This is a genomic window from Tundrisphaera lichenicola (genome assembly GCF_051175385.1).
GTDB classification, from domain to species: Bacteria; Planctomycetota; Planctomycetia; order Isosphaerales; family Isosphaeraceae; genus Tundrisphaera; species Tundrisphaera lichenicola.
In genome coordinates, this window is the sequence record NZ_CP195106.1 from 2,270,575 (window position 1) to 2,288,766 (window position 18,192).

Annotated in this window: 9 protein-coding genes; all 9 read left to right on the plus strand. The window is 58.7% G+C overall.

Translation table 11 applies throughout. From position 1 onward, the window contains the following. Window positions 1-2 precede the first annotated feature (2 nt). The 9 genes from P12x_RS08965 (at window position 3) to P12x_RS09005 (ending at window position 17,485) form a co-directional block, all read left to right on the plus strand. On the plus strand, window positions 3-1,364 hold the full coding sequence (locus P12x_RS08965; protein ID WP_435010523.1) for a right-handed parallel beta-helix repeat-containing protein: 1,362 nt from the start codon (window positions 3-5) through the stop codon (window positions 1,362-1,364). Window positions 1,365-2,255: 891 nt separating this feature from the next. Then, window positions 2,256-4,850 carry a PAS domain S-box protein gene (locus tag P12x_RS08970; protein WP_435011656.1) on the plus strand — a complete coding sequence of 865 codons (2,595 nt, stop codon included), beginning with the start codon at window positions 2,256-2,258 and terminating at the stop codon, window positions 4,848-4,850. Window positions 4,851-4,955: 105 nt separating this feature from the next. Then, entirely contained in the window at window positions 4,956-6,608 is a 1,653-nt protein-coding gene (locus P12x_RS08975; protein WP_435010524.1) for a matrixin family metalloprotease, read from the plus strand. A 238-nt stretch (window positions 6,609-6,846) separates the two neighbouring features. After that, complete coding sequence (locus P12x_RS08980; protein ID WP_435010525.1) at window positions 6,847-9,498, plus strand: hypothetical protein; 2,652 nt, start codon at window positions 6,847-6,849, stop codon at window positions 9,496-9,498. A 357-nt stretch (window positions 9,499-9,855) separates the two neighbouring features. Then, window positions 9,856-12,525: a protein kinase domain-containing protein gene (locus P12x_RS08985; RefSeq protein ID WP_435011657.1), complete on the plus strand. Its 2,670-nt coding sequence runs from the start codon at window positions 9,856-9,858 to the stop codon at window positions 12,523-12,525. 408 nt (window positions 12,526-12,933) lie between these two features. Beyond that, the gene (locus P12x_RS08990) at window positions 12,934-14,088 is read left to right on the plus strand and encodes a mandelate racemase/muconate lactonizing enzyme family protein (protein ID WP_435010526.1); all 1,155 of its coding nucleotides are present in this window, start codon (window positions 12,934-12,936) and stop codon (window positions 14,086-14,088) included. A gap of 35 nt (window positions 14,089-14,123) precedes the next feature. Continuing rightward, on the plus strand, window positions 14,124-15,407 hold the full coding sequence (locus P12x_RS08995; protein ID WP_435010527.1) for an MFS transporter: 1,284 nt from the start codon (window positions 14,124-14,126) through the stop codon (window positions 15,405-15,407). A 332-nt stretch (window positions 15,408-15,739) separates the two neighbouring features. Then, complete coding sequence (locus P12x_RS09000) at window positions 15,740-16,795, plus strand: DUF1559 domain-containing protein (protein WP_435010528.1); 1,056 nt, start codon at window positions 15,740-15,742, stop codon at window positions 16,793-16,795. A gap of 279 nt (window positions 16,796-17,074) precedes the next feature. Continuing rightward, a complete protein-coding gene (locus tag P12x_RS09005; protein WP_435010529.1) occupies window positions 17,075-17,485 on the plus strand; it encodes a hypothetical protein in 411 nt (136 codons plus the stop codon). The last annotated feature ends 707 nt before the right edge of the window (window positions 17,486-18,192 follow it).

Genomic DNA, 18,192 nt, shown 5'->3' on the forward strand with positions numbered 1-18,192 from the left:
CGATGTCCAGATTTCCGGAGTCGGCCCCTCGAAGGATTGGTCGATCAGCCTGCCTGGTGATGGCGATCCTCGTCCAGGACGGATTGGCCGACGACCAGGGGCCGAAACCGGATGAGCGCCAGTTGCCGACCGCGATGCATTCGGCGATGAGCAACCGCCCCAAGGTCACGGTGGGTCGCGAAGGTTGCGATCTCAACGGGGCCGACAATCGGGTCCTCCAGGCCGCCGTCGATTATGTCGCGGGCCTGGGAGGAGGCCTGGTCGAGATCGGTGAGGGTGAATTCCTGATGCGCGATTCGCTCCACCTCCGCTCCGACGTCACGGTTCGGGGACTTAAGGGAAAGACAATCCTCCGGAAGTCTAATGGAGTGACTTCATCGCTTGCCATTGATGGCGATTTCGGCGAGCAACAGGTTACGGTCTCCGATCCGAAGGGTTTCTCGGTCGGGGTCGGCGTCGCGATCTGGGACGACAATGCCGGAGGCTTCCATACGACCGTCGCGCGGATCACCGGGACTCGTGGGAACACATTCTCGATCGACACCCCCCTTGGGGCTGACTGCATGGTCTCCAACCACGCAAAAGCGGCCACCGTCTTCCCGGTTGTCAGTGGCTCGAACATTGAGCGTGCGCGGGTGGAGGACCTTGTCATCGAAGGCTCCAGGGAGACCAACCCACCTCTGAATGGATGCCGGGGGGCGGGCATTTATCTCTACCGAGGCTTCGGTACGATGATTCAGGGGTGTGTTGTCCGGGGCTATAGTGGCGACGGTATCAGCTTCCAACAGTCCAATGATGTGGAGGTCGTCGACTGCCTGAGCGAAAATAACGCGGATCTGGGATTCCACCCGGGAAGCGGCTCTCAAAGACCCGTTCTCCGCAACAACCTCGCGCGGAGCAATGGGACCGATGGCCTCTTCCTCTGCTGGCGAGTTCGTCACGGCCTCTTCGAGAATAACCGGTTCGAATGTAACGGCCGTTTCGGCATCTCGATCGGGCATAAGGATTCGGACAACCTCCTCCGCCAGAACCACATCTCTGGGAATGGCCAGAACGGGGTCTTTTTTCGGAACGAAGAGGGCGGAATGGCCCCTCATCGAAACCGGTTAGAAGCGAACGTGATCGAAAATAACGGTCGGGAAACCGGCACAGCCGGGGTTCGGGTCCGGGGAGAACCATCCGGCCTGATCTTCCGAGACAACGTGATCCGCGACACCCGAGAGGGCTCCGACAAGACCCAGACGATCGGAATCCGGGTCGAAGACAGGGTGGGCCCGGTCGAGATCGAGACGAATCTGATCGATGCCGATACGACCATCGAGGACCATCGAGTCGAAAGCTTCCGGACCGGGTCGCCGAAATAGACAAGATCAAACAGTAGGCATGAGGTTCAGATAACCGGCGTGGCTCCACGGCTCAGGTTCAGGCCCGACCGGGCGGCTGGCCTCCTGGCCAGTTAGCCATCGTCTGCGCTCGTGTCCGAGACGAAATCATCTAGCCGAGCGACCTTTCTGAATCGACGAACCTGGATTATTCGAATTCGTTTACTACTTGTCTATTTCCTCATGAATGCTACTCGGCGATCCGAAATCGCCCGGGTACGATCGCTTGCACCTCAGCTATGCCGCACTTCGTTTATCCGAGACTTGCTCAACTCCAGAAAAGGACCTGACTTACTGACTATTTCAATCATGCTGCTTGCGAGCGATCCTATCCAGGTGCATCGAGGACGTCCTCGATCCGATCCCTGGCGAGGTCCATCTGGTTCCTAATACAGGGTTCGACCAAATACATCAGTCAAAATCGTCGTTTTTTAAAAAACAAATCTTGCAATCACTCAGAGAGCCACGTTAATTTAGCTTTTGCAATATGAAGGCGCCACACGATGAAGTGAGGTCGATTTCCAGTCATCGGCGATGATTCTCGCTCGAAACGCGAGGTATACTGGAACAATCCGGATGTTTTCGACACGTTGAAGTCCTTAGTAGACTCGACCACACTTGCTAGTTGAGCCTGATCTGGACTATCGCAGTCGGCTTAGCTAGAGAAAAGCTCCATTGATCGGATTTTTTGGCCAGGCCTCAAAGCCCAAATAACGGCCAAGTTAAACAACATTCAGGCGTTTCGCCAATAGCAAGGATGGAGAATCAATGTAAGGTTCGGGCTCACCCCCCCCGGAACAGTTGGGCCTACCCGCCTTGTACCGGTTTTTCAGATTTCCGATCTTCCCTCGATTCTGTCAGGGAATCTCAATGATGAGCCAATACAGAACCGTCGGTGGGGCCGTTCCAGTCGACCCGGTTCGCAAATACAGTGACCGGGAAGAAATTCGTCTCGGTCCGAATCGACGTGGATTGCGGACCTGGCCTGACTGCGACGAGGTCCTGACGATCGCTGCCGTGGCCATGCTGCTCGATTCGCTATTGGGTCATACCGCATTTCTTACCCTATTCACTGTCGCGGTGGTCGTGGGAGCTCGTCAGGCCGGATGGTCGACGTTCGGACTACTGCTGACGAGCGTCGCGTCTCTGATCGTCAATGAGTTTCTCCTCCCACCCCTGATCGAACTCAAACTTGCGAACCTGACAATCGTCGCAAGAATTGTGGTTGTGGCCACGGAGGGGCTTCTGATCGGCTCGCTCATCTCCTCACTTCGAGACTCCCGCAGCCGGTCGACTGCCTGCACATCCGATCCCAAGATCAGCCCGATTCCATCGATTTTGGACGAGGATCGATCTCGACTCCTCCTGGAATCCTCTCGCCAGAGTCGAAATAGGTTACGCCTGGCGATCGAGGAGATTCGAGACTACGCGATCATACTTCTCGATATTCGGGGGAATATCCTGAGCTGGAACTCCGGCGCGGAACGAATTCTCGGCTATCGGGCGAATGAAGTTCTCGGGAGGAGCAGCGATCTTTTCTACGAGGATCGCGATATTGCGATAGAGCGGCCCTCACGCGACCTCGAGGTCGCGGCGGCCGAAGGCCAATGCGAGGTCGAGGGCTGGCGTGTTCATCGGGATCGATCGAAACTCTGGGTTAAGCTCAGCATCACGACGTTACGAGACGATTCGGGAGAGCTTCGGGGATTTGCGACCGTTACCCGCGACATGACCGATCGCAGGAGATTCGAAGAGGAGTTGCAGAAGGCCCACGATGAATTGGAAGGACGGGTACTCGATCGGACCGCTGAACTGGCCAAGGCCAATGAAGCCCTTTCGTCCGAGATCGCCGAACGTCGCAGGACTGACGAGGCCTTAGTAAGGCAGACCGAGGTACTCCGATCGATCCTCGACAATATGGCCGAAGCCGTCCTCATGATTGAGGAGGGCAACCACGTTCTACCCTGCAACCCTGCGGCAGAGCGCATGTTCGGAATGGGCCCCGAAGGTACCCCGATCGCCGATTGGCAAAAATCGAACCTGATCACCGTCTTGAATAGTAGCGAAGACCCACAATTCAACCTGTCCCTCATCAGCTCAGCTCAAGGCAAAGATGTAAATGACCTGGAAGTTTTCATTCGTAGTCCCGGGGAGAGCGAAGGTCGCTGGGCATTGGTCAATGGACGACCACTCAGGGACGTCGATGGAACCTCGACAGGCGCGGTGATCGTCTACCGCGATATCACCGAGCGTCGCCGAGTTGCTGAAGAACTATACCGGGCCAAGGAGGCGGCCGAGGCCGCCAGCCGGGCCAAGGACCGGTTCCTAGCCTCGCTGAGCCACGAGCTTCGAACTCCATTGACTCCGGTGCTCCTCGCCGTCACGGCGATGATTGACAAACCTCCGACTCCGAGAGAGCTACCCGATATCCTGGCTATGATCATTCGGAATATCGAGTTGGAAGCCCGTCTCATCGATGACCTGCTCGATCTATCGAGGACAACCAGCGGGAGGCTCACAATGCGAGCCGAGCGATTGAACGCCCACGCGATCTTATCTCGATCGATCGAGCTGTGCCGGTCGGAATTCGAAGCGGCCAATCTCACCCTCGAACTAGAACTTGCGGCGCAAAGCGACCACGTCGAAGGTGATTCCGTCAGGCTCCATCAGATCTTCTGGAACCTGATCAAGAACGCCATCAAGTTCACACCTCACGGAGGGTCGATCGGTATTCGCACGCGAGATGTATTTGATCCGCAAATCAAGGCAGATGGCCCCAGTCTTGTCATCGAGATCTCGGATACCGGTATCGGGATCGCACCGGAAGCTCTTTCGAAGATCTTCGACCCGTTCGAGCAGGGAGGTCCCTCGATCCAACGTCGCTACGGTGGGCTCGGGCTGGGCCTCGCGATCAGTCGAAGTTTGGCCGAGGCTCACGGAGGTCGACTGACTGCCGAATGTGATGGGCCGGACTTGGGCTCGACGTTCATCCTCCTACTACCTACCGCCGAATCCTCAGCTCCTTCGCTCCAACAGGCCGCGAATGTCACTCATGGAAAAATCGGCCTGGAAATACTATTGGTCGAGGACAATTACGATACAAATCGTGCCCTGGCCTTACTCCTCGAAAATAGAGGACATCAGGTAACAAGCGCCGCTTGCATTGCCGAGGCGCGGGAGGCGGCAACGCTCAGCAGGTTTGACATGCTTCTCAGCGATATAGGACTTCCCGACGGAAGTGGGCTCGATCTGATGAGAGAGCTCAGCGCCGCTCCAGACCCGGCAGTCATCGCCGGGATCGCGATGAGCGGATTCGGGTCGGCCGAGGACATCGAGTTGAGCCTCAAAGCCGGCTTCTTCGCCCACCTCACGAAACCGATCGCTTTCGGGATCCTGGAATCGACCATCCTCGAATTCGCGGAAATATCCAGCTCCACTAGTGCCTACCCCGAGACCCATCGCGTCTGAGGCAAGTCCGGGACGATTCTTCTCAAGGCCCGATGAAGGGCCACTCGGATCTGACGAAGGAGCAATCTCACCCTTCAGGTGAGTCACAACCCCGAGGAACCTGCAATGATTTGCATCCAGGCACGACGTCGTGCTCCCCACCACTCCGTCCATCATCGAGCCATTTGTCCCGCTCTTGAGCCCTTGGAGAGCCGATTCCTGCTCTACGCCACGACGGGCGGATTTTTCAGCCAACCAGAGAGGATCACTTACAGCTTCGTCCCGGATGGCACGATCATCGGGGGCATCCCAAGTAATCTGATCCAGACCATGAATTCTCGATTCGAAATGACCGCCTGGCAGCAGCAGTTCGCGAAGGCCGCGGCGAGTTGGCAGAAGGTAGCGCACATCAATCTGGTCCAGGTCCCCGACGGTGGTCAGCCGATCGGTATCAAGGGCAATCAACAGGGCGATCTCCGATTCGGAGACATCCGAATTGGTGGTTATTTCCAGCCATCCAATCAACTAGCCTTCGCCTATTTGCCCCCACCGTTCAATGGCGGTACGGCCGCTGGCGACATCTTCTTCAACACGAGCCAATCGTGGCAAATCAATGGAAAAACTTACGATCTCATGAGCGTCGCGCTCCATGAATTCGGCCACTCCCTCGGTCTGGACCATTCCAGGACCACTTCGGCCGTCATGTGGCCCTCTTACACGGGAGCCAAGCAAGTCTTGAACACGGATGACATCAATGGCATCCGATCGATCTACAATAGTCGACAGTACGACTATTTCGATGCCAATGGCGGCAACAATCAGGCGAAGCAGGCCGACGACCTCACTTCCTGGATCAATACCGCGGGGATGCTGTCCCTCTCGGGACTGGATTCCACCACCCCGGTGATGATCGGCCAAGGTGCGGATGTCGACTGGTACAAGATCAAGGTTCCCGCCACATCGACCGGCACCATGATCGTCAAGATGCAATCGGAGGGCCTGAGCCTCCTCTCGCCTTCGCTCTCGGTCTACAACTCATCCGGTACGACCATCCTGGGCCAGTCGGAGTCGACACGTTACGGCGATACCGTCAGCGTCACGATCAAGGGTGTCATCCCGGGACAAGTCTACGAATTCAAGGCCAAAGGCAGCACGACCGGAGACTCCGGCTATGGAAGCTACGGACTTCAGGTGAATTTCACTTCGAAGTATCAGGCCCCGATCGCCATCCCGAACACCATGGTTTCGGAACAAACCAATCGAGGAAGCGGCACACTTCGAGAGGATATCGAGATTCTGGAGGTCGGGACTTACGCCAAAGACGCCGGTATCCGTTCGGCGGGGGGTGGAGACATCCGGGCGGATCTGGAAGATGGGGGGTCGCTCACCGATCAGCCAGGGCAAGGCTATTTCGATACGAATTTCATGGATCCCGCAACAACCTCCACCTTTCCCGTTTCGCCGGATGGCATCAAGTCGAATCCGGGAACCGATGTCATCGTGATTCGGCAGAAGTCCGGAGGCTCCTCGGAGAGTGGCGGATGCTTCGAGAAGAAACAAACTAACAGGATGATATTCTACCCGAGGCTCTCGTGGCGTTCGATCCCGTCCTGGAATATCCCTATTCCAAAAAATGTAAACATCCCATTGCGTTTTGGAGGCGATACGACCCGCGCGTCAACGACCCTGACTCCTCCCGAGAAGGCTCATAAGCAATCGAGCACGGATTCTGATTTGTGCTTCGCCCTTGATCACTCGCTCGAGCGATGGCGGGATTGATGTTCCCGTCGTCGATCGTGGGTCCTCGCTGTTGTGCGTCGTTCATGGAAGATTCGTGGGTAAGTCATGAAGAGACCGTCAGGGTGGGCCGTGCTCGACCCCGCGTCCGGGACTTCGGACGGCCCGCCTTGATCAACAACGAACAGCACTTGGCTTAACGATCATGCCATCGACCTCATTCGCGAGTATTCACAGGGGCCATCGACTTCGCATTCAACTCGAATGGTTGGAGTCGCGATTGCCACTCTCCGCCGTAGGAACCTTGGAGTCCGCCGCGGAGCCAACCCTCCCCGGAGAGTCGATCGTCCAGGTCTCCTGCCCCCCAGAATTGACGCCGTTCGCCGCGTCCTTGGTCGCCCCCGAGACCGGAGCCGAATTCAGCCAGTCTCCGACCTCGGTCACTGTAGCCTTCAATCGGCCGATCAACCTCGACACGCTCGGCTCAGACCTCGCGATCATCCGGCTGGACTCCCAGGGTAACCCCATCAGCGGCTTTCAGCTCAACCTGTGCACCTTCGATCCTGACGGATTGCAACTCACCGGGACGATCCCTGGTCCGCTCGAATCCGGGCACTACCAGGTCTGGATCGCGGGTGATTCCGGGATCAGCGACCTGGAGGGAAACTTACTCCTTCCCGACGGCCAGCCTGCGATTCTAGGAGAGTTCTCGGTCGTTATCCACGGGATCGGGCTCACCGACGCGATCGACCTGGGTACGCCAGGATCATCCACGATGGAGATCTCGGGTAGCCTGGACTTTAAGAAAGACCCGTACTCCGTCTCGCTCTACAAGATCAGCCTGCCTGAAGGACAGTTCTGGAGGCTTGGCCTCGAAGTTTCTTCGCAGCGAGACGGGGGTTCCCTCGACACGGCGTTGTCCCTCTTCGACGCTCAGGGACGACTGATCAGTTCCGATGAACTCGGTCGAATCGATGCGCCATTCGATCCGTATTTGTTCACTGGTGTTAATCCGGGGGTTTACTATATTGGGGTTTCGGGGACGGGGAATCTGCCCGATCTGGACGGCGGCTATGACCCGGCAACCGGCTCGCCCGGCTCGATCCCGCAAGTCCAGGACGGAGGAATATTTCGACTCCAGATCGTGGCCGATCCGGTGAACGCCCCGGTCTCGCTTCGAGCAATCGATGTTATCCACGCCGATCCCCTCGACCCGAGCCCAACTGGCCTGTCTCTCCAGTTTTCGGGATCCATCCAGACTGGAGGCCAAGATGGGGATCTCTCGACGAGGATGGATCACGGGATCGAGTTGGTCGGACCCGATGGTCAACTTTGGCCAGTGATGGCATTGTCTTACGATGAGTCGAAGTCCCGGATCACATACCTGTTCCAGGATCACCTCGAGGCGGGTCGATACACGATTCGATTGCCGGTCGATTATGGACTGGTCGACCTGGCAGGGCTCTCCCCGGTCGCGGAGGGACAACCCAGTCGGGTCCTCGGAGGTTTCGACGTCAAAGCGAGGGAGGGGGCACCAGATCTGACCGATCTTGGTGCACTACGACCCGGGCGCTTTTCGGTTGGGACCGCGTTCCAGATCGCGCTCGATCCTGGCTCCTCGAGGAGTTACCGATTCGTCGTCACCTTTCCGACGATTTATTCGTTCCAGCTCTCCGATTCCGGAGTTCCGATCCCCGTTCGCGGGAATGGGCATGACCTGCAAGCCTCGATCGGGTCAAGAGATTCGAGCCTCATCGGTGGTTCGAATCAGATGACGCTCGATCCCGGAGTATACTCGATCAGGATCGAGAATAACTCGAACGAGATGGTCGATTCACACTTTTCCATAATTCACAATGCGTACAATGAATTGATTTTCAAGAACGGTGTCGGACAGGGTCCAGGACTTCCCGTCCGACTGATCTACCAGCCACCTTCAAACTTACTCTTCACGTCACCCTTAATGCCGTTTCAGCAATCCCCCCCACGCTCGAATTCATCCTCCATCACGCAGGGATCGAATCCAACTACATCGCCCGAAATACCGGCCTCTCCTGTCGTGCCCCCCTTACCCACCAGGTCCGAGACATCTCTTACACGTGACTCGTCGTCCCAACCGACAATTCCTAGCACCACCCGATCGACTCTCCCACTTTCGGCACCCGCTCCCCTGGCTATTTCAAGCGGTGGATTCACAACCTCACAGCCCAATTCGGAAACGCAACCCGAGGCGAGATTACTGATCGGTGTTAGAACATCCTCACTACCAGTCACCACGAATTTCTCGGGTGTATTCCTTAGTCTCGATGGCGAACTCATCGGACGCCCGTCACTTCCCGCAAGGCAAGAGTCTACTCACACGCCACCCTCGGAGGTCGAGAATGTCACTCTGCCTGTAAGGGTCAGCAGGATTGCTCAGAGAAACCGTCGAGGTGTCTTGAGCTCGAGTGGGCCTTTGGCACGCTTTAGCCACTCACCTCTAGACGTGATATCTCCGGAGATTCCACGTGACAATCAACCTGTTCCCGTTGATTGGGGATCCTCCGTTTTCGCGAGTGCAACGAAGGACGGAGTACCAGGCTCGGCCCGAGAACGAGCGTTTGTTATTGATTGGGGAAAGTTCGCTGGATTTGGCTCCAAGTTTGTGAGGTGGGTGAATGAATTCGATCTCGCACTGAAGGGGGGAATTGAGCCAGCCCTGGAGGATGATCGATCTAAGATGATCGAAGGGTCAGAGGGAGTCGAGAAGGCGTCTTCGGAAAGCGCATCCGGCCTCAGGGTCATCTCGCCCGTTTGGATTGGACTGGTCGTGACCCTGACCGCTTGTTCACGCCGGGCGGTCCGGGAATGGTTGGGTGAGGCCTGGAAGTCTCGGACCATCCGGCTGTCCGGGACAGAACCCTCGACGATCAGGTCGAAGCGGAGAGGATAACGTTCGCTTCATCGGCAGCCCAATGTGACCGGGCTCCAAGACGTTGTTGGGTCGGAACAGCTCGAGGAGTTCACTCTCGTGTCAGATCACTCCGATCCAACGGCGGGCGAAGAATCCGGCAGGCCATCGGCTATCCGCCGAGATGCGGGTCTCGATGATTCGGTCGTTCCTGAGGTGGAGCCGGAATTGAAGCAGCTCGCATTCGCTCATGGGTCCTTCCAGATGGGAGAGAAATCCGGCGGCGACGTCGAGGCTTGGCTCGCGGATTCCGACGATCCCGAGTCGGTTCGAGTCTTCGAGGGCCCGAATCTTGCCGCTCCTCGCTCGACGGCGCGGCTTGCACTCGGGCTATCGGCCATGCCGAGGATAGGGGAAGAATTTCTGGGTTTCCAGTTAATTGGTGAACTGGGGAGTGGAGCTTTCGGCAAGGTCTTTCTGGCCCGGCAAGGAGATCTTGCCGATCGGCCCGTTGCCTTGAAAATCTCCACAGACATCGCCGACGAGCCTCAGAAGTTGGCCCAACTTCAGCATACCAACATCGTTCCGATCTACTCGATCCACCGAATCGATTCGCTTCAAGCAGTATGCATGCCTTATTTTGGATCGACCACTCTCCGTAACATCTGCGAGGACCTTCGAACCCACGGAAAAATGCCCGCTTCCGGGCAGGACTTGCTGAGCAGCCTCCTGGATCGAAGGCAAGAGGCCGACGGTGCGTCCGATCGAGGGGTGAAGACTCAATTCACGTCGACGTCAACCGTCCAGAGCTCCGACGAGTTACCCCTCGAGTTCGCTTTTCGATCAAAGGCCTCGTGTTCCACCGACACGCTTCGACACCTCGAACGCCTCACCTACGTTCAGGCCGTACTGTGGCTCATCGCCCGACTTGGCGCGGGGTTGTCCCACGCTCATGAACGCGGGATCATCCATCGGGACGTCAAGCCGGCCAATATTCTCATAACTGACGAAGGGCAGCCGATGCTGCTCGACTTCAACCTCGCCGCCGACTTCAAGTTGAAGTCAAATTCGGCCGCCGCCGTCGGTGGCACTCTTGCCTATATGTCACCGGAACAACTGGAAGACTATATGGGTGTCGCGCGCACGGTGGATACGAGGAGTGACCTGTATTCGCTCGGAATTGTGTTCTTCGAACTATTGGCCGGCGAGCGACCCTTCGAGCTCGAGGCAGGTCAGCCCGGTACGGTCGTTCAAAGGCTCCTCGAGGCTCGACTCGCCTCGGTCCCGGACGTTCGCCTCTGGAACAAATCGGTCAGTCCCGCCGTCGAGTCGATCCTTCGCCATTGCCTGGAATCGGACCCGGGTCGCCGATACCAGGAAGCTCGCCACCTTCTCGACGACCTCGAACGTCAGCTTGCAAACCGACCCTTGAGGTACGCTTCAGACCCTTCGGCTCGGGAACGCCTCTCCAAATGGGCCCGGCGGCACCCGACCCTTTCGAGCACCACTTCGCTCATCGTGATGGCTCTGCTCCTGTTCTCATCACTCGGGGCCGCGGGATTGTGGATGTTCCGGGAACTGGAGCGAGCGAAAGCGATCATACAACATGCTGAGTTCCGGGCAACCTTCGATGAATGCCATTTCCTCCTCAATACGACGGGCGGACCTCCGGGCCAGCTCGATCAAGGTATTCTGCTCGCCGATCGGGCGATAGGAGGTTACATCGATTATGGTCCCGAGGGGCGGATCTTCTTGAGGTTGTCTCGTTCCCTACCGCTCTCGGAACGGAAAGACGTACGGGAGGAACTATCGGAGTTGATCCAGCTCACGGTCAGGGCGAGGACTCTCCGCTTTCAGCAGCTCCCGAAGCAAGCGGGACAGACTCGGATCCTGAGCGAAGGGGTTACCTGGCTCGATCTGGCCGTGGAGATCGATCCTCGACCCTCCGCTACGCTTTTCGAAGACCGGGCTCGACTACTGGAGAATCTGGGGAAGGCTGATCGAGCGAGTCGCGACCATTCGATGGCAGCACGGATCATGCCATCCGACGCCCGCGATTACTACCTACTGGGGGTCAGTGCCCTGGCGAGCCATCATTTCGACCTCGCGGAGCTTTGCTTGAGCCGATCCATCGCGCTGGATGGGCGGCGGTTCTGGTCGTGGTTTGCTCTGGGGACTTGCCACTTCGATCAGAGCCGATTCGGTGACGCCTCATCGGAGTTCGGGGTCTGTTCGACCCTGGCTCCCAAGTTCTCCTGGCCACACCTCAATCGAGGAATCGCCCTGGCCCGCCTCGGTCGACTGGCGGAGGCCAGGATCGCTTATGATCGATGCCTCGAACTTAGCCCCGACTTCGTCGAGGCCAGAGTCAACCGAGCCCTGGCCTGCCTGGAACTTGGCGAAGCCGATGAGGCGCTCGAAGACCTGGATTGGGCCATCAAGCTCGGTCACCGATCGGTCTCGATCCTAATCGCCAGATCGGAAGCGCTGGCCCACCTCCAGGACCGCCCCGGCGCGGAACGGTCCTTTCGAGAGGTGATAGCCTCGGCTCCCTCCGATGCGATGCCCCTCGTTGCCCGTGGTCATTTCCGGATCGAAGTCGACCCCTCTGGCGCCCGGTCCGATTTCGACGAGGCGTTGAGGATCGACCCGAACAATGCCAGAGCCCGCCTCGGCCTGGCCTACGTCCTCCGCGACAAGGATCCCGGATCGGCGATCGAACAACTCAATCTCGCCCTCGCCGTTGATCCCGATCTCTGGGATGCCGTCCAGTTGCGAGCATTACTGAAAGCACGGTTTGGCGACCTAGCCGCCGAGTTCGATGTCCAGCGACTCCTCCAAGTCCCCACGCCCCTACGACTCCACAACTCCGCATGTGCCCTGTCTCAGCTCACGAAGGCGAACCGCGATCCCCGGCTCATCGACCGGGCTATCGAACTTGTTCGAAGGGCCCTCGATTCCGGGCTCCCGCCCGCAATCCCGGCCTCCGACCCCGACCTCGATCCGCTCCGAACCTCTCCGAGCTTCCGATCGCTGATGGACCAGCAGCTCTCGGATGAGAGTGGGTGATGGGTCCGATCTAGGGAAATCGGAGAATATGCGATTATCCGGCATGGGTGGACTCTCGACATCGTTCAATCGCAGGGTTATAACTTCGCTGATCGCAATTCCCCGACCCTTTCAATCGAACGAAAGGCACTCACTTTCGAGGTCGTGGCGGCCGATCAATCGCGACTGACCCGAAGTGTTCCCTCCCTACCTGGATCGCCCCGAAGAGATCGCCTGAGCCGGAAATTTCTTCCCGTCGCGGGCTCGAAACCACCGGACAACTGGTTGTTGATGGCGTGGTTGAACGTTCACACTGCGCCATCGGACCAAACAACTTCCGATCGAATCGCTCGGCCGGGTTGGGCCTCGGCGGTACTCCTTCCCTATTCGACACCACTCTCCCGAACGTTCAATGACGAGGATAGACCGATGACCCAACCGGGAACGCCCGCGACAATCAGCGACCTGAAGATCACCAACGTCGAGGCGATTTACCTTCGACTGCCCCAAGTCAAGATCCAGTGCGATAGCGGCCAGGATGCGCTGATCGTCAAGATCGAGACCAATGCGGGGATCGTCGGTTACGGCGAGGTTGACTCCTCGCCGATGGCGGTCAAGGGGGCGATCGAAGGACCCTTCTCGCACACCACGACCACCGGTTTGAAGCATGCCTTGATCGGCGAGGATCCGTTCCTGACCGAGTACCTTTGGCACAAGATGTATCGGATGAACATCTACAGTGGTCGCCGAGGTATTGGTATCCACGCAATGAGTGGGATCGACCTGGCCCTCTGGGATATCAAGGGGAAAGCCCTGGGAATGCCGGTCTGGAAGCTCCTGGGAGGGGGTTTCACGAAGTCGCTCCGGCCCTATGCCAGCCACCTGTTCGGCCCAACACCGAAGGAGACGGGCGAGTTGGGACGGCGTCTGGTCGATCAAGGATTCACCGCCGTGAAGTTCGGATGGGATCCGATGGGCCAGGACGCCAAGACCGACGTGGCGCTGGTCCGCGAGGCCCGGGCCGGGGTAGGTCCCGATGTCGACCTGATGATCGACGCGGGGCTGGTCTTCGACGCCAAGACGGCGATCCAACGAGCCAGGGCGTTCGAGCAGTACGACCCATTCTGGTTCGAGGAACCTCTCCTGCCGGACGACTATCACGGATATGCCAAGCTCTCGGCCGCCAGCCCGCTCCGGATCGCTGCCGGCGAGGAGGAGAGCGAACGGAAGTCGTTCGCGGAATTGATGGACGTCGGCAAGATCGACGTGATCCAGGTCGACCTCACCCGATGCGGGGGGTTCACCGAGGGGATCAAGATCGCCGCGATGGCCGCCGATCGAGGAGTGCCGGTCGTCAACCACGGCTTCACGACCTACCTTAATGTGGCTGCCGCGATCCATTACCTGGCAAGCATCCCCAACACACTGGGGCTCCTCGAATTCGTCGTCGAGGAAGAGACCACACTCCGCCACCACATCAGCGAACCGATCCGGGCCGTCGACGGTAAAGTCGCCGTGCTCGATGCCCCTGGCCTGGGCCTTCATATCGACGAGACCGCGTTCGAGAAATACCGGGTGTCTTGACGAACGGCGACTCTGGTTTCCGAGGAGCGTCAGCGATGATGGGCCCGCAACCGGACGAACTGGTGATCGCGCCACCTCCATCGAGATCGAACTGGTCTCGATGGGGCATAGTGGGCCTCCTCATGGCCTTCACCTTCATCAGCCACTTCAATCGCGTGAGCATCTCGTCAGCGGCCGACTCCCGGATCATGGATCAATATGCGATCGAGCCAACGAGGATGGGGTATGTCTACTCCGCCTTCTTGCTCGTTTATACGTTCAGCATGATCCCGGGAGGCTGGCTGATCGACCGCTATGGCGCAAGGATCGCCCTGATGGTGGTAGGATTCGGGTCGGCACTCTTCCAGGCGTTGACCGGGGTCGTCGGCCTCGTCTCCGGCGAAGTATCTCCATTTCTCGGGTTACTCATCGTCCGAGGTCTGATGGGTGGGGTCTCCGCCCCGCTCCATCCCGCCTGCGCTCAGGCGGTCGGCGACTGGATCCCCCCCGGTTCCCGATCGTGGTCAAATGGCCTGGTCACGGGGGCGGCCCTCCTGGGGATCGCCGTGACTCAGGTGGGGTTCGGTGCGATGGTCGATCGGTTTGACTGGCCTGTCGCCTTCCTGATCACCGGGGCCGCCACGGCGACACTGGCCGTGGTCTGGACGTTCTACACCAGCGGCCGCCAGGCCCCGGTCCAGCCCGCCTCCGAGTTTTCGTACGGACCGACTGGGGTCATACGGAGCCTGATCGGGGATCGTAGCCTGATCATGCTAACCTTGAGCTATGCGGCAGTGGGCTATTTCCAGTACCTGTTCGTCTACTGGATGAATTACTTTTTCCTGACGATCCGGCATTTGCCGATCCAGACCAGTCGTTTCTATTCGTCGATTCCCGTGCTGGCCATGGCGGTGAGCATGCCCCTGGGCGGCTGGCTCTCCGACCGCCTGGAGCGGGCCTCACCCGGTCGATCGAACCGGGCCGTCGTCCCGGTTGGTGGGATGATCGCCGGGGCGGTGTTCCTGGCCCTTGGCATCGCCGCGAGTGACCCGGTCTGGGTGGTGATCTGGTTCGCTCTGGCAATGGGAGCGGTGGGAATGGGTGAAGGCCCGTTCTGGGCGACCGCCATCGAACTGGGTGGTCGGAGGGGTGGGACCTCGGCAGCCCTCTTCAACACAGGGGGAAACCTCGGAGGAATGTTGGCTCCCATCGTCACACCCTGGGTGGGCGAACATTACGGATGGCCCTGGGCCATCGCCCTGGGTGGCCTGATCTGCCTGGTCGGGGCTAGCTTCTGGATCTGGATTGATCCTCGAAAGTTGTCCCAGCATCGCGGATGAAGGCCGGACTCGGCCAGATCGACCCTGGCTGGCCGATTCGAGACTTGAAACATCGGCGAGAAGCGTGAAATATCTTCGAGATTTTTCGCTTTGCAAGATCCCCGGCGCGCGGTACATCTGGATTCGATCAAATCCTTGTCCGGACTACGCTTCGTCCCCGAATGGATCATCTCCAGTCGGGAGAGTCGAGCCCGGTTCGATCTAAAACGATTTCCGATCCAAGAGGGCTTCCCCGAAGGCCCGGACGATTCCTCCGCGTTCTTGGTCCCTCGATTTTTGATCGATCATTTCCGCTCTTTCGCGCCTCTCTACATTACGGGAGATGTGTCCTCATGTCGGAAAATCTCGACTATTCGCGTCGTCGCGGTTTCACGCTGATCGAGCTCCTGGTGGTAATCGCAATCATCGCGGTCCTGATTGCTCTGCTCCTGCCGGCCGTTCAGGCGGCTCGCGAGGCGGCCCGCCGAGCCCAGTGCATCAACAATCTCAAGCAGATCGGCCTTGCCCTCCACAACTACGGAGACACGGTCGGAAGTTTCCCCCCCGGAGGTATCAGCACCCCAGGCTGGGAGGGTACCTGGTGGAGTTGGCCGTCGTTCATCCTCCCCCAAATGGAGCAGGCGCCACTCTACAACTCGATCAATTTCTCCCTGCCAAACATCAACCAGCTCGAAGCGAATGCGGCGAACGACCCGCAGGTGACGGTCTGGAGGTCGGTCATTAGCAGCTTCTTGTGCCCCTCCGATTCGACAACCAGCACGGGGAGGGTCGCTAATTTGTCCTGGCTCACGCAGGGGGGCGGCTGGAGCCTCCTCGGCACGAATTATACCGCTGGCGCCACTTGCTACGTCGGCAACTGGGGCGACCAGAAGACCGGCAACACCACGTTCGACTACTACTCGGGCGAGAGCCCTCCGGGCACTGGTCCCAACTGGGGCTGCAACGGCAGCTTCCGAGGAATCTTCAGCGACTGCAGCAACGGCAAATCGACCTCCTTGCGTGAGATCACCGACGGCACCAGTAATACGCTGCTCGCGGGCGAGTCCTCGCCCAACATGAACGGCGCCTTGGCGTGGGTCAACGGCGACGGCGTCTGGGCCTCGACCGTCGTACCGCTGAACTGGAAGACCGAGCTGAAAGACGGCCAGATCGACCCCACCGACGGCACGACCTGCAATCTCGGCCAACTCAACAACTTCACTCAAGCCCTTCACTGCTGGCGGAACCAGACGGTCAACTATGGCTTCAAGAGTTACCACCCCGGCGGGGTGAACTTCGTGTTCTGCGACGGCTCGGTCCGGTTTCTCAAGCAAACGATCTCCTCCCGAGTTTACAACGCGCTCGGGACCCGTGCCGGCGCCGAGGTGATCTCGGCTGACTCCTACTGATCGTTCGTTGGCATGAACTGATCTAGTGGTCGATGCATCCCGTTCGCTCCCAGGCCTGATGGCCCGCGACGCGGGCGGGATCATCCTGGCAAATCCAACAGAGCAAAGATCCGAGAACCCGAGTTGATCATGAACCGATCGGTCCTCTTAGTCTGCCTCTTAATGGTCCTCATGACCTTGACCACCGGATGCGGACCCAGCAACGGCCTGAACATGGCGAGGGTCTCCGGCAAGGTCCGCTACAAAGGACAGCCGGTCACGAACGGCACGGTCTTCTTCATGCCCGATGAGGCCAAGGGCACCGTCGGTCCCCCCGGGGTGGGGAGTATTACCTCAGACGGATCTTTCATAATGTCCACCGAGACCGCCGGAGACGGCGTCATCGTCGGCAGACACAAAGTGGGCATTACCGGGGTCGATTCGACTGCCATCTCCGGTGCCGAGGAATACGACCCCGAGCAGGACGCCGGAGGTTACATGAAGGCCAAGTCCAAGGCCGCCAAGGCCGCGAGGGCTCCCGGCAAGAAGTCGGAAGAGTTCTTCACCGACAAAGGCGGCAAGAAATACCGATATATCATCCCCGTGAAGTTCTCGAGGCCGGATGAATCCGGCATCGTGGTCGAGATCGACGGCTCACGAACGGTCGATTTCGACATCGACGAATCCGACAAAGTGCACATCAACCAATAATCCCGCGAGTCATAGAGCAGCGACAACCACCCGATGTAATTCAGGCAACTCGTCCCGGGATTTGATCGACACCGGTTCAGGGAACCGGACGGAGAAAAAGGCCTGAGACTATGCGTTCCTCACCAGGAGCCTCAGGCCGATCGGAAACGCGGTCTTCCGTTGAAGACGATCCTCCGGATCATCGATGCCGCCGAGGCCCTCCCGGGCTCCAGGCGACAGATTTTCATGGCCAGGGCCGCCCAGACCATGGGGCGAGGCGATCAGGTCTAGGCCGATCTCGGGCGGCACTGCCAGTGCGACTGAAATGGAATTCATGTACTCCGAAATGACCTGACCGACCTCGCTCCCTCTCATGGCGGCCTGCGTCAGCCCGCTAAAATTTCGCCTAAGCCTGCTCGCAACCCACGGTCCATTGCGTGGAATTGGCTCGTGGAGATTCCCGGAGCTTAGACGGGCGCATCTGCCTTCAATGCCCTTTGGCCGGTTCTTCAATCTCTCGAAATCGGTGCCCAGACTCGACGAGTTCCAGGTCGTCGATTCATCCTTGAACCGTCTAGACTTTCCAGTGAAAGCCTGGCGTTAGCCGATGGAGATTTCAAGACGGGGTCGGAGCCTTGGTGAATCCGCGAGTTGCTTGACTGCAGCCTCAGGCCACATAGACTAGCCGACGGAGACGAACCCCCTCCCCTCCTCGTACCTTTGACTTT